The organism is Nitrospirota bacterium, from assembly GCA_035873375.1.
GTDB lineage: Bacteria > Nitrospirota > Thermodesulfovibrionia > Thermodesulfovibrionales > JdFR-85 > BMS3Bbin07.
Genome location: JAYWMQ010000052.1, coordinates 90,748 through 104,783 on the forward strand (window position 1 = coordinate 90,748; position 14,036 = coordinate 104,783).

The following is a 14,036-nucleotide window of genomic DNA, read 5'->3' on the forward strand; positions in this document are numbered from 1 at the left end:
ATGCCGGACATGCTGAAAGACATAAAAGACCCGGACGATATCAAGAAACTTGATTTTCCCGCACTGATCGAGCTAACAGGAGAGATCAGGGAGCGGATTATAGAAACTGTATCCTGCACAGGCGGACATCTTGCTTCAAGCCTCGGTGTTATTGAACTGACTATCGCCCTTCACTATGTGTTTGACTCCCCCACGGACAAGATAATCTGGGATGTTGGACATCAGTCCTATGCACATAAACTGATTACCGGCAGGGAAGAGAGGTTCTCAACACTGAGACAGTACAGGGGAATCTCGGGTTTTCCGAAAAGAACAGAAAGTCCTCATGACCACTTTGGCACAGGACACAGCTCCACATCCATCTCCGCAGCCCTTGGGATGGCTGAGGCCAGGGAGCTTAAAGAAGAGGACTTCAGTGTGGTGGCTGTAATAGGTGACGGAGCGATGACATCAGGCCTCGCTTTTGAGGGGCTGAACAATGCAGGCCATCTCGGCATACCCCTTATCGTGGTGCTCAATGATAATGAGATGTCCATATCCAGAAATGTAGGTGCACTCTCCAGTTATTTTAACAGAATACTCACAGGTGAGCTATACCAAAGGTTTAAAAAAGACACCAAGGCCTTTCTTGAAGGGATTCCAAAGGTTGGGGACCGGATGTATCGCCTGGCTCATAAGCTTGAAGAGACTGTGAAGAGTTTATTACTTCCGGGGCATATATTTGAAGAGCTTGGATTTAACTATATCGGACCAATTGACGGCCACGATATCGAAACCATGATAGAGACTTTCAAAAGGATCAGGCGTGCTGACGGGCCCGTACTGGTCCATGTGATTACCACAAAAGGGAAAGGGTATGAGTTTTCAGAAAAGAACCCCTCATGGTTTCACGGTGTGGGGCCCTTTGAGCTCGCTACAGGTTCACCAAAGGGATCAGGTGGGATTGCATCTTACAGTGATGTCTTTGGCAATACCCTCACAGAAATTGCAAAAAAAGACGAGAGGGTTGTTGCCGTAGTTGCAGCAATGACAGAGGGGACAGGTCTGGGCGACTTTGCCCGAACCTTTCCTGACAGATTCTTTGATGTTGGAATTGCAGAACCTCATGCAGTCACCTTTGCCGCAGGTCTTGCAGCCAATGGGTTCATACCCGTGGTGGCAGTATACTCAACATTTCTGCAGAGGTCTTATGATGAGATTCTTCACGATGTCTGCCTCCAGAACCTGCCCGTGGTCTTTGCCATTGACAGGGCCGGCATAGTCGGGGATGACGGCCCGACACACCACGGAGCCTTTGATATAAGTTACCTCAGGCACATACCAAATCTTGTGGTTATGGCCCCAAAGGACAAGGGAGAATTTACTGAAATGCTTGATTTTGCCATCTCTTTGAAGAGACCTGTTGCCATAAGATACCCAAGGGGAAACTGCACTGAGCAGTTCGACCATACCCAGCAAACTCTGAGACTCGGAGAGGGAGAAATCTTGACGGATGGCAATGATCTGGCCCTCCTTGCAATCGGCAGCATGGTTTACCCTGCTTATAAAGCCGCTCAACGATTGAGGGCAGAGGGTGTCAGCACAATGGTGGTAAATGCGCGCTTTGCAAAACCCCTTGACAATGATATACTTCTCAGAATATCCGACAGCGTAAGAAACCTTGTTACAATAGAGGAGAATTCCGTGGCCGGTGGTTTTGGATCCTCAGTTCTTGAGACACTCAGCAGCATGGGGATACATGACATGAATGTGAGGGTTATGGGCATCCCGGATATATTTGTGGAACAGGGCCCACAAAGCGTTTTAAAAAGACTGCTGGGCCTGGATGAGGATGGCATCTTTGTAACAGCTTCCTCCCTTATAAAACATACAAAGTCAAGACATTGAAGGAAAGACTTGACAAACTCCTGATAAAAAAGGGCCTTGTATCTTCCAGGGAAAGGGCAAAAGCCTTGATTCTGGAGGGGAGGGTTCTTGTAAACAGGGCACCTGTTGACAAGGCAGGTACCCTGATTGATGAAAATGCCGAGATTGTACTGAGGGGAGAAGACCTTCCTTATGTAAGCCGGGGAGGGCTGAAGCTGGAGGCCGCACTTGAGCATTTCCATATTCAGCTTGATGGCCGGGTTGTGATGGATGTGGGGGCCTCTACCGGCGGGTTCACTGATTGCATGCTCCAGAAGGGTGCAAGGAAGGTATACGCAGTTGATGTGGGGTATGGACAGCTCTCCTGGAAGCTGAGGAAAGACCCGAGGGTTGTGGTTCTTGAGAGAACTAACATCAGGTATCTGACAGAGGAGATGGTTCCCGAAAAAGTTGATTTTGTTACAATAGATGTCTCTTTTATTTCACTTTTAAAGGTTGTCCCGAAAATACTTGAGTTTCTCAGGAATGGGGGCGGGATACTTGCACTCATAAAACCACAGTTTGAAGTCGGCAAGGGAGAGGTGGACAAGGGGGGAGTGATAAAAAGCATTGAAAAGAGAATGAACGTTGTCAGGAGTATCACCGAGGGTTTTGAGTCCCTGGGTCTTGTGGTGCAAGGTGTATTTGAATCCCCTGTCAAGGGGCAAAAAGGCAATATTGAATATTTTATTTATATGATAAACCCGGATTCCGCCAGGACACCGATACGTTGAAACAGTGGCCCGCGTCTCAGGTCCCCTTGCATAATTTAAAATAAAAAATGGCTGAAGAAAAACTTATAGGCATTGACCTTTCCGTAGCATCTGAAGAGGTGATCAGGCTACTCCTGGATGACCCCTCGGATGCCGCTATATTCAGTGAACTAATGGATGCCAATGCACAGCGGCCTGAGATATTGCGTCTCCTTTATGACCATCCGCAGACCCCGGCGGAGATTGCAGCAGAGGCGGCCTCACTGCTGAGCCTTCCTGCAAAAATAACAACCGGGGCAGTTGATCTTGTCACTGAAAAAGAAGAGGTCGGGCCTCAGAAGAAAGAGAGCATACTCCAAAGGATTCAGAGATTAAGCGTGGGGCAGAGAATACAGCTTGCGCTGAGAGGCGGAAAGGATATCAGGAGCGTCCTTATAAGAGACCCTAACAGGGAAGTGGTTATCAAGGTGCTTGAGAATCCGAAGATAACCGAGAATGAAGTGGAGATGATAGCAAGGAATCCCTCATCTCCTGATGATGCCCTGCGATATATTTTCAAGAAAAAGGACTGGATAAGAAAATATAATGTTGTGATTTCCCTTGCGTCTAATCCGAAAACACCCATTGGAATCTCCATGCCTTTGATAACACGTTTGAGGATGCATGATCTTATTATCCTTGAAAAAAACAAAAACATCCCCGAGTCTGTCAGAAATGCCATAAAAAGGTATATTAAGCTGCGGAAAAAATAGACCGCAGCAATCACAAACGATTATAAGGGGGAGAAGTGCAGGCAATACCGGAGTTTGTCAGGTCATCCACCTGGGAAAAAGTCCTGAACTTTATAGCAACAAGTGATGAGGCCGCCCCTTATCTGCTGATGGACAAGGACGTGGTCAGGGAAAAAGCGTCCGTTATCGGCAAAGGAATCCGTAATTGCCGTGTATACTATGCTGTAAAGGCAAACCCTCATATCGAGATTGCAGGATTGCTCGACAGGCCGGGCATGAATTATGAGATTGCATCTGAAGGCGAGCTGAAGATACTCTCCGCACTCGGGGTAAAACCCGGAAGGATCATATCCAGCAATCCGGTAAAAAGTCCTGCTTTTATCAGGTATGCCGTAGATTATGGCGTAAATTATTTTGCCTTTGACTCTGTGGCAGAGGTTGATAAACTTGCAGCTTATGCCCCGGAATGCAATGTTTATATAAGACTGACAGTGCCCAATGAGGGCAGTGAATGGCCCCTGAGTAAAAAATTCGGTATTGAGCCTGATACGGCAGTCGAACTACTCCTGTATGCAAGGGAAAGGGGGCTCAATCCTGTGGGCATTACATTCCACGTAGGGTCTCAATGTACGAATATATATAACTGGAGTATGGCCCTTGACAAGGTAAGCGCAGTCTGGAGCAGTGCCGGGAGTGCGGGAATAAGTCTTAAAGTCCTGAATATCGGCGGTGGTTACCCGATCAGGTACACGAAAGAGGTTATTGACATACAGAATATTGAGGAGATGATTGATACCCTCATTTCCCGGAAATTCCCTGAAGATGTTCAGGTGCAGTTGGAACCGGGCCGTGCAGTAGTTGGAGACGCCGGTGTATTTGTCACCTCAGTCATCGGAAAGGCCAGGAGGGGGAATGTTAACTGGTTATATATCGATGTTGGTGTGTTTAACGGCCTTATGGAGAGCATTGGCGGGATAAAGTATCAATATATAGTAGGCAGCCGGGCTGAGACGAAGATGTGGACAATTGCAGGACCGAGCTGCGACAGTTTTGATGTTATAGCCCATGACGTTGAACTGCCGGAACCGATGATTGGAGACCACCTGCTGATTCTTTCCTCAGGAGCCTATACAATATCCTATGCGTCTGAATTTAACGGTTTTCCTGTACCGAAGACTATCCTGATATGAAGACTGCTTCTCGCAAAGGCGCCAAGCTCGCAAAAAAACATAATTAGAGTTTGTCCATTTTTCTGTCGATCCTGTCGTTCTTCGCTGTCTTTGCGAGCTTGGCGCCTTTGCGAGAAATTATATTAAAAGAATAAATTAAAGGAGGTTTTTTATATGATCAGATTTTTTGAGAAAGACCCCTACTCACCGATTCAATATGTTTATGATGTGGAAAAGATACTTTATAAGGGCAAAAGCCCGTTTCAGGAGATAGAGGTAATCGAAAACCCTTTTTTCGGCAGGATGCTGATCCTTGACGGGGTCGTCCAGTTAACTGAAAGGGACGAATTCTTCTACCATGAAATGCTGGTGCATGTGGTCATGCATGCCCACCCTGAACCAAAGCGGGTTGTAGTAATCGGAGGCGGAGATGGCGGGGCCGTAAGAGAAGTACTCAGGCATGAGACTGTGGAAAAGTTATTCTTTGTGGAGATAGATGAAGAGATCATAAATGTATCAAAAAAATACTTCCCCACTGTTTCCTGTGAACTGGAAAACAGCAAGGTAGATATAAAATGCATGGACGGGTCTGAATTTATCAAAAGCAGGAAGGGAGACATTGATGTAGTGATTGTTGACTCAACCGATATAATTGGCTTTGCAAAGAGTCTCTTCACCGTTGAATTCTTTAAATCCGTTAAAGAGAGCCTCAGTGACAACGGAATGCTTGTAACACTCTCTGAATCATTGCACTTTCACAGGGACATGGTGCTTGGGGTACAGGAGACCATGAGACTGGTGTTTCCTGTTGTAGACCTTTACACTGCCCCCATTGCCACCTATGCAGGTAACTGGTGGACATTCTCTGCTGCCTCAAAGTCTCTCAGCCTGAGGGAGATGAGAAGGCCCGGCATCCCGGGGCTCAGGTATTACAGCGACGAGATACACCGGCAGGCATTTCTTCCACCAAAGATGTATGAGAAATTATTAAAGAAAAGCCTGAACTGGTGATGCAAACGGATAAACTATGATGACTCAAGCAATTTCAACACAACCTGTGCATCATTCCAGGTAAGCCATTTACTCTTCACGTTTCTCAGCAGATAGGAGGGGTGGAAGGTCGGAACAACAGGGATCCCCTTATACCTGTAAGTCTTTCCCCTCACCTTTGAGATGCTCCCTATGTCGCCAAGCAGGGCCTTTGTCGCTACTGAGCCAAGGGTCATGATAACCGCCGGCTCTATAATCTCAATCTGTTTCTCAAGAAAGGGCATACAGGTCTTTATCTCATCCTCCTGGGGATTGCGGTTATCGGGAGGCCGGCACTTGACGGTGTTGGCTATATATACTTCCTCTCTACTAAAACCCATCTTCTCTATAAGGCGTGTGAGCAGCTCACCAGCCCTTCCGACAAAAGGCCTCCCCTGCCTGTCCTCCTGCTCTCCGGGGGCCTCACCAACAAACATAAGCCCTGCATCCGGATTGCCTTCACCGAATACGAGGTTGGTCCTTCCCTCGGAAAGGCGGCACCTCCTGCAATCACCTATCTCAGCCCTCAGCCTCTTTAGCCCTTCCTGCTTATGCAGAGACTCTTCGGTCTTCGGCCTATTCGCTTCAATATCCCTCTTTAGCCCTTCTTCCTTATGCTGGTAATCACCGCCATTAGATACGGTCTTCTCCGGTATATCAACTGCAAGCCTGTCAAACCCGAGTGCCTCGTAAAACCGGAAGAGCATCCCGAGTTGAGAAATATCTATATCCCTCACCGTTCCCCCCATTTTAGTTTCTCCCTCAGGACCTGAAAATAATCCCTCTCGCAGGGAATAAAGAGGCGGGTCTTATGGGGTGATTTTTTGACCTCAACCACGTCTCCCTTTTCAAGTGAAACCCCTATCTGTCCATCAAGTGTAAGAAACACATCCTCACTTTCAGACTTGAGTCCCACTTCTATAAATGAGTTCCCTGAGAGCACAATGGGCCTGTTTGTCAGCGTATGGGGACATATGGGTGTAAGCACGATACAATCAAGGACAGGATGGACAATAGGTCCACCGGCAGAGAGATTATATGCAGTTGAGCCTGTTGGTGTAGACATTATCAGGCCGTCTGACTTAAAGGTAGTGACATATGAGTGATCAATATAGGTCTCAAGGTCGATTATCCTTGCAAGGGCGCCTTTTGTAATGACCACATCGTTTAAGACCGTATAGGTTGTTATGGCCTCACCGTTACGCACGATATCGGCCTGAATCATTATCCTCTCCTCAACAGAGCACTCACCCTTAAGCATCGTCTCAATAGCTGTAAAAATATCCGACTGGTTGACCTCGGTTATAAACCCGAGACCTCCCAAATTCACCCCAAGGATAGGAATGCCTTTTTCAGCCACCAGCCTGGCTGCACCAAGCATGGTCCCGTCACCCCCGAGCACAACCACAACATCCACCAGTCCGGGTATCTCTGAACGTGAATACCCCTTTATACCCAGCACCTCTGATGTCTCCCGGTCAATAAAGACATTAAATCCCTTTCCTGTGAGCCAGGGGATAAGCTCTTTCAGTATCTCGGGAGGTTCCGGTTTGCCGGGTTTTGATATTATGCCTATATTTTTCATCTTACTTAGCGTTCTTTGCGCCTCTGCGAGAAATTATAGTTCTTCTTTAAAACCTGAAAATCCGCACTCCAAAGCCTCTATCCTTTCCCGACTCCCGCTTATTGTTATCTCTCTCCTCACATCATCCAGGAACTTAATATCCACCCTGAATGAACAGTCCCAGCCCGTCAACCGCTCCGCCCACTCCACCACAGCGACTCCCTCCCCGTCAAGATACTCCTCAAGCCCAAGGTCCTGAACATCATCTCCACCTGAAACCCTGTAGAGGTCTATGTGGTAGAGAGGGATCCGCCCGTAATGCTCTGCAATTATAACAAAACTTGCGCTTGTTATCTCCCGCTCCTCGATGCCAAGGCCCCGGGCAATACCCTTGACAAAAGTAGTCTTGCCGGCTCCAAGGTCTCCATACAGACAGACGATATCTCCTTTCCCGAGAATCCTGCCAAGCCTCTCGCCTGTGTTAATGGTCTCCCTCTCATTGGAGGTCTCTACTGTAAACTTTGTATTCATGTACAGAATAACTCCGGGAATTCTATCCGCAGATTACTCAGATTTCGCTGATTTCAAGAAAAAAATAAAAAAACTGTAATACTTCAACATCTTAGACTGGATTACAGGATAATCAATAACTTCTCTTTCTTCTCTACGGCTTACGGATAAAAAACGAAACTACTTTTTTAGACAGGATTTACAGGATTTTCTTCTTTCTTTTAAAAAAACAAGAAAAAACTATCCTCTTCTTCATTTTTATCCTGTTAATCCTGTTAATCCTGTCAGGCTTGATTCTATTCTTTTGTTTTTATCCTGTCAGATCTGCGCAATCTGTGTAATCTGCGGATTGTTTATGTCCTGGCCTCTCCGGCAATAGCCCTTATTACATCCTTTTTCCCGATTATCCCCACCAGCTTTCCTTCCTTTAGTACAGGGAGGAGATGTATCTTCTTCCCGGTCATGATAGTGGCAATGTCATTAATAGTCGCATCTTCATCCACTGTTATAACCTCTCTTGTGCATATATCCCCAACGGTTGTGGCAGCCATCTTTTTTATCTCTCTCTCAACTGCTGCATCACTCTGAAGGGGGATAATGGCGTCGAATATTCTGATTATAGTGGGGATGTGAAAACGCTTCTCCTTACTGATCAGGTCATTCTCTGTAACAATACCATAGAGGTTCCCATTTTCATCAATTACTGGTGCACCTGAAATATTCTTCTCAATGAAGAGCCTGCCGAGCTCCTCCACAGAGGTATCAGGCCTTACGGTTATAACCTTCCTGTTCATAATATCTCTTGCCCTCTTCACATCTTCTGTTTCCATTTATATCCTCCTTAGATTATCGCAAAACGTCTGTCGGTAACGTCAGAAAATACAAACTACGTAACCTCCAAACAAAACGGGCTTCGTCACCGGTTTACGTTTCCGTAATAGTCAATAGTCAATCCAATAAACCCTCCCTGCCTCTTCCCTGTCCTTGAATACCTGTATGAGAAAAACCTCTCGGGAAGGCAGTACGTACACTCCCCTGACATCCAGAGATTCCCCTCAGGAACCCCCATTGAAAGGGCCTGGAATCTGTTTGCAAACGCAAGATCCATATAACCCTTATTCCCTTTTCTCAGGATATAATCACCCTCTCCTGTGGCAGCTTCAACTGCAGAGAGGACACCTTCGCTAACTTCATAGCAGCATCCCCTGATAGACGGGCCAAAGGCAATTAATATATCATCAACCCTCGAAGAAAATCTATCCGCCATTACCTTGATGGTCTTTCCGAGTATCCCCTTAGCAGTCCCCCGCCAGCCGGCATGAACAACACCGGCAATCTCCTTTTCCCTGTCATACACAAGGATGGGAACACAATCAGCCACTCTTACGCCTATGAGGATTCCTCTAACTGCCGTCACAACGGCATCAGCCGTCTCAGGACGACAAAACTCCTCAAGCACTAACACGAGGTCCGTATGTTGCTGAACGGGCATATACAGGGCTTCCTCCGGAATACCGGATAAGTGAGATAAAAGGCCCGTCCCTATCCCTGCATTACGATCTGTAAAGAAAGCCGACAGTCCGGAGATTTTAAGGTTTTCAGGTATTATCATCTCGGTTCATGGAGCAGCATCCTTACTATTTTATACTATTTGTACGGTTGCAAATCAGATAAAAGCGATTGGAACCCCCTAAAAAGACCATTTATGAGGTCATTGGCTGTAAAGGCATACCCTGTTGTACCCTTTACAACAATATCACCTGTCAGTCCATGGAGATACACCCCTGTCAGCGCCGCTTCTGCGGGTTGCAGACCCTGCCCTGTAAATGAGGCTATGATACCTGTAAGGACATCTCCGGTTCCGGCAGTAGCCATTCCGGGATTCCCGGTTGTATTGATAAAGCACTGCCCTTCCGGGGTCGCTATCAGTGTGGGGACTCCTTTTAAGACAAGGCAGCACCCTGTATCGCGGGAAAATCTCATTGCCACCCCGATTAAATCATCCGCTATATCAGAGATGCTCATCCTGACAAGCCTGGACATCTCTCCTGCGTGGGGTGTAAGGACAGCGGGTGCACGCACTTTATTCAAAAACACTACAATATCTTTATACTCAAGTGTTGAGAGCGCATTCAGGCCATCGGCATCAACCACCATGGGCACAGGTGAGTTGCTGATGGTCTCAAGGACAAACTCCACGGTCTCCCTATCCGTAGAGAGTCCGGGACCGATTGCAAGTACATCAGCCCTCTCATGCAGGAAATCCAGCACAGTCCGGGCTGCTTCCCTGGATACAGTGCCTGACGCAGTCGAGGGCAATGGCAGGGTCATCTCCTCAAGCACGGAGGCCATCAGTGAATCCACAATCCTTTCAGGGGTCCCGATGCTAACAAGTCCTGCCCCGCTTCTCAGTGCTGCCCTTGCAGAGAGGAGAGGCGCCCCTGTCTTTCCCACAGACCCGCCAATAACGAGCACATGTCCGTAATCACCTTTATGGGAGTTTTTCAACCTTTCAGGCAACAGCAATGCGACATGTTTCTTCTCAATCAGCTCCAGTGGAATGGATTCAGAGTTCAGGAGTGCCGGAGGAAACCCGATATCCTCAACAAAGAGTCTCCCTGTATATTCCGCCCCTGGATAGATGACATGTCCCACCTTTGGAAGACCGAAAGTAACGGTAAAAGCCGCCCTTACGGCAGTCCCCATGATTTTTCCGGTATCAGAGGATACACCCGTGGCAATATCAACGGCCACCACATCGGCCTGTGCCCTGTTAACCCTGTCAGCGAGAATGGATATCTCCCCCCTGAGGGGTTTGTTCAATCCTGTCCCTAATATTGCATCAATCACAAGTGAGTCACGGAGGTCTTTTGAGTCTGGAAGTTTTTCCGTAAAAATCCTGACTCCCATCTTTTTGGCCGTCTCATACTGCCTGAGACAATCAGGGGAAAGTTTCTCCGGGGATGAAATCAGGAAGACCCTGACATCCCATCCCTCATTATGAAGGAGCCGTGCCACTACAAGACCATCCCCACCATTATTGCCGCCTCCGGCAAGGACGAGAACCCTCACTGACCTGTCAAAGAACTGCTTGATCCTGTTTACAACAGACAGCCCTGCCCTCTCCATCAAAACAGCAGACGCAATACCATAGTCCTCAATAGTCTGCCTGTCAATCTCCCTCATCTGTTGAGCATCAACAACCTTCATACAACACCTGATCTCCTTTTTTAACCACGTTTATATAACTCAAAATACACACTTTGTCGAAACATGTAAGTAATAGCTACTACCCAGGATTACATAAAGAAAACCTGTCAACTCTTGGAAAAGGACACGGACATAGCGTTTGAACGGTTTTAATTATCACTTTTGCCTCACCCGGATGATGAGGCGTGATAATTACCTCGGAGTCCCGGCTGGACGCCGGGACGAGAATGAGTGAAAACGCTGTGTTCGTATCCTTTTCCATATCCTTGTTAACAGGACATTATCTTCACAAATCACTCACCTCTATAACCACAGATGCAATACTGCACCCCCTGTCATGACTGAGACTGAGATGAATCCTTCCATTACGAAACAGTTCGGCAAACAGTACACCGGCATTACCATAAAGCCTGATCTCAGGCTGACCCGAGCCTCTGTTTATCACACCTATCTCTTTAAGAGGAATGGGCACACTGGATTTCAGTGCCTTTATAAATGCCTCTTTTGCTGCAAAACGGGCTGCATAGGAATTATAGGGGTTTGCCTTTCCTGAACAGTAAGTAATCTCCTCAGGCGTAAAAACCCGTTCAACAAACCTCTCTCCCCATCTCCTGATAGCCTGCTCAAGCCTCTGCACATCCACTATATCAATGCCTGTTCCGTGTATCATTTGATTATTGACTACTGTCGATCCACAATCGCCTTCATCTCCCTTACAGCCCTCTCCATCCCAACAAGGACTGCCCTTGATATAATGCTGTGCCCTATATAAAGTCCCCTGAGACCTTCAATGGATGCAACCGGCCTGATGTTGTAATATGTAAGGCCGTGCCCTGCATTTGCATAAAGACCATTAAGCCGTGCCCTCTCGATTGAAGCTATTACCTTCTTCAACTCTTCACGCTGCTCCTCACCCCTCGAGTTTGCATAATGCCCTGTATGGACCTCAACCATGGCAGCCCCTATCTCCTTTGCAACATCCACATCAACTATGGAAGGGGCTATGAAAAAACTCACGGGGATATCTTCTTTTCCTAAACGTTGAACAGCATCACGAAGCTTATTCCCCGGTACATGCAGGTCAAGACCTCCCTCGGTTGTCAGTTCCTCGCGTTTTTCAGGCACGATAGTGACAAGGTCAGGTTTGATCTGTATCGCAGTCTCTATCATCTCATCTGTGGCAGCCATCTCAAGGTTCAACTCCACAGGCACCATATCCCTGAGCAGCCTCAGATCCCTGTCCTGAATATGCCTGCGGTCCTCCCTGAGGTGAACGGTTATTCCATCAGCTCCACCCAGTATGGCAAGTGTGGCAGCCATAACAGGGTCCGGCTCAAAGGTCCTGCGGGCCTGTCTCAATGTAGCAATATGGTCAACATTAACTCCAAGAATCATCTTAAAAACCTCCTCAATCTCCAAATCTCTACTCCCTCAATCTCATGAGCGTACCGGCTTTCCGGGCACCATACCTGAAGACCGTTACCCCCTTGCATCCCTTCTCATATGCCAGCAGAAAAGCCTTCTCCACATCCACCCTCTTTGCGCTCTTTGGAAGATTAACCGTCTTTGAGACCGCATTATCAGTATACTCCTGAAAGGCTGCCTGCATCTCTATATGGTCTTTCGGCGGGATCTCGTGCGCGGTCTTAAACAGCCTCTTTATCTTAGCCGGCACCTCCTTTATTCCCCTCAGCCTGCCCTTCATCAGCACCTTCTTCTCAAGCTCCCGAGAATAGAAACCGAGCTTCCCGGCAAGAGCAAAAAAGTACTTGTTGACTTCTATCAACTCTGTATCGAGGATGAGCCTCCTGTAGGCAAGGGCAAAGATGGGTTCTATACCGCCTGAGCAGTCTGCAATTATGGAGATAGTGCCTGTGGGTGCAATTGTTGTGGTCGTTGCATTCCTCACCTTTGGCATATCAGGGGCATCATAAATCGACCCCTTAAAGTTAGGGAAAACACCCCGCTTCCCTGCAAGCTCAGCCGAAGCCTCCTTTGACCTTGTCTGTATAAATCTCATCACCTCTCTGGCAAGCCTGAAGCCCTGCTCTGAATTATACTGGATACCAAGGAGTATGAGCATGTCCGCCCAGCCCATCACTCCAAGACCTATCTTCCTGTTACCCTTGTGCATCCTTTCAATCTCGGGCAGTGGATACCTGTTAGTATCGATGCAGTCGTCAAGAAACCTGACAGCAACCCTTATATCCTCTCCTAGACTTTCATAATCAATGACAGGGGTACCTTCAGGGTTATCAACTATTGAATTACGCACATATTTTGAGAGGTTCATTGAGCCGAGCACACAGGCCTCATATGGCAGAAGCGGCTGCTCACCGCAAGGGTTGGTACTCTCTATCTCACCAAGGTGGGGGGTGGGATTGAATCTATTTATCCGGTCTATAAAGACAAGCCCCGGATCCCCTGTCTCATGGGCACTCCTGACAATAGCATCAAAGACCTTACGGGCACGGAGCCTGCCAACCGGCCTGCCTGTTCTTGGATTAACAAGTTCATACTCCGTGTCTTTTTTGAGCGCCGCCATAAAGGCATCGGTAACGGCCACGGATATATTGAAATTAGTCAGTTCCCCCTGGCTCCTCTTGGCCTCTATAAAATCGAGTATGTCAGGGTGATCAATCCTCAAGATACCCATATTGGCGCCCCTCCTGGCACCACCCTGTTTTATCACCTCAGTGGCGGTGTTATATATCTTCATGAAGGAGACCGGGCCGCTGGCAATCCCTCCGGTAGTCCTGACGATATCAGACCTGGGCCTGAGTCTGGAGAAGGAGAAACCTGTTCCACCCCCGCTTTGAAGGATGAGGGCAGTGTTTTTCAGTGTATCAAAGATACTCTTCATCGAGTCATCAACCGGTAGGACAAAACAGGCAGCAAGCTGTCCAATCTCCTTACCGGCATTCATCAGAGTCGGTGAGTTTGGCAGGAATTTTAGATCACTCATCAAGGTGAAGAACCTCTCTTCCCAAGCCCGGGGCTCCTCTCCGTAAAAATCTTCTGCACGTGCTACATGGGAGGCAACACGGCGGAACATTCCTTCCGGCGACTCTATGATCTCTCCCTTTTCGTTCTTAAGCAGATATCGGGCCCGCAGCACACGGAGCGCATTCTCGGTAAGGTTAAGCATGGGATAAATTATAGCAGAAAAAGGAGAAAAACTTAAGTTTAAGCCGCGGATCGAATT

General features: G+C 47.6%; 14 protein-coding genes. 5 read left to right on the forward strand and 9 right to left on the reverse strand.

What is annotated here, in order from left to right:
- The 5 genes from dxs to speE all read left to right on the forward strand — a co-directional run bounded on the left by dxs (position 1) and on the right by speE (position 5,529).
- Entirely contained in the window at positions 1-1,887 is a 1,887-nt protein-coding gene (dxs, locus tag VST71_11145; GenBank protein ID MEC4686275.1) for a 1-deoxy-D-xylulose-5-phosphate synthase, read from the forward strand.
- Positions 1,884-2,639 carry a TlyA family RNA methyltransferase gene (locus VST71_11150; protein MEC4686276.1) on the forward strand — a complete coding sequence of 252 codons (756 nt, stop codon included), beginning with the start codon at positions 1,884-1,886 and terminating at the stop codon, positions 2,637-2,639. The genes dxs and VST71_11150 overlap by 4 nt, the downstream gene beginning before the upstream one ends.
- Positions 2,640-2,686: 47 nt before the next feature.
- Entirely contained in the window at positions 2,687-3,370 is a 684-nt protein-coding gene (locus VST71_11155) for a hypothetical protein (GenBank protein ID MEC4686277.1), read from the forward strand.
- Positions 3,371-3,405: 35 nt separating this feature from the next.
- The gene (locus VST71_11160) at positions 3,406-4,539 is read left to right on the forward strand and encodes a type III PLP-dependent enzyme (protein MEC4686278.1); all 1,134 of its coding nucleotides are present in this window, start codon (positions 3,406-3,408) and stop codon (positions 4,537-4,539) included.
- Positions 4,540-4,692: 153 nt separating this feature from the next.
- Positions 4,693-5,529: a polyamine aminopropyltransferase gene (speE, locus tag VST71_11165; GenBank protein MEC4686279.1), complete on the forward strand. Its 837-nt coding sequence runs from the start codon at positions 4,693-4,695 to the stop codon at positions 5,527-5,529.
- Positions 5,530-5,543: 14 nt separating this feature from the next.
- On the opposite strand, the gene VST71_11170 is transcribed toward speE, so the two are convergent.
- The 9 genes from VST71_11170 to VST71_11210 form a co-directional block, all read right to left on the reverse strand.
- Positions 5,544-6,296 (reverse strand): uracil-DNA glycosylase, encoded by a 753-nt coding sequence (locus VST71_11170; protein MEC4686280.1) that lies wholly within the window; start codon positions 6,294-6,296, stop codon positions 5,544-5,546.
- Positions 6,281-7,132, reverse strand: coding sequence for an NAD(+)/NADH kinase (locus VST71_11175; GenBank protein ID MEC4686281.1), 852 nt, complete (start codon positions 7,130-7,132; stop codon positions 6,281-6,283). The genes VST71_11170 and VST71_11175 overlap by 16 nt, the downstream gene beginning before the upstream one ends.
- Before the next feature lie 33 nt (positions 7,133-7,165).
- A complete protein-coding gene (tsaE, locus tag VST71_11180) occupies positions 7,166-7,642 on the reverse strand; it encodes a tRNA (adenosine(37)-N6)-threonylcarbamoyltransferase complex ATPase subunit type 1 TsaE (protein MEC4686282.1) in 477 nt (158 codons plus the stop codon).
- A 332-nt stretch (positions 7,643-7,974) separates the two neighbouring features.
- Entirely contained in the window at positions 7,975-8,451 is a 477-nt protein-coding gene (locus VST71_11185) for a CBS domain-containing protein (protein ID MEC4686283.1), read from the reverse strand.
- An 86-nt stretch (positions 8,452-8,537) separates the two neighbouring features.
- The gene (pgeF, locus tag VST71_11190) at positions 8,538-9,233 is read right to left on the reverse strand and encodes a peptidoglycan editing factor PgeF (protein ID MEC4686284.1); all 696 of its coding nucleotides are present in this window, start codon (positions 9,231-9,233) and stop codon (positions 8,538-8,540) included.
- A gap of 35 nt (positions 9,234-9,268) precedes the next feature.
- On the reverse strand, positions 9,269-10,831 hold the full coding sequence (locus VST71_11195) for an NAD(P)H-hydrate dehydratase (GenBank protein MEC4686285.1): 1,563 nt from the start codon (positions 10,829-10,831) through the stop codon (positions 9,269-9,271).
- 286 nt (positions 10,832-11,117) lie between these two features.
- Positions 11,118-11,501, reverse strand: coding sequence for a holo-ACP synthase (gene acpS / locus VST71_11200; GenBank protein ID MEC4686286.1), 384 nt, complete (start codon positions 11,499-11,501; stop codon positions 11,118-11,120).
- A gap of 11 nt (positions 11,502-11,512) precedes the next feature.
- Positions 11,513-12,226: a pyridoxine 5'-phosphate synthase gene (locus VST71_11205; protein ID MEC4686287.1), complete on the reverse strand. Its 714-nt coding sequence runs from the start codon at positions 12,224-12,226 to the stop codon at positions 11,513-11,515.
- 28 nt (positions 12,227-12,254) lie between these two features.
- On the reverse strand, positions 12,255-13,979 hold the full coding sequence (locus VST71_11210) for an adenosylcobalamin-dependent ribonucleoside-diphosphate reductase (GenBank protein MEC4686288.1): 1,725 nt from the start codon (positions 13,977-13,979) through the stop codon (positions 12,255-12,257).
- Positions 13,980-14,036: the final 57 nt, after the last annotated feature.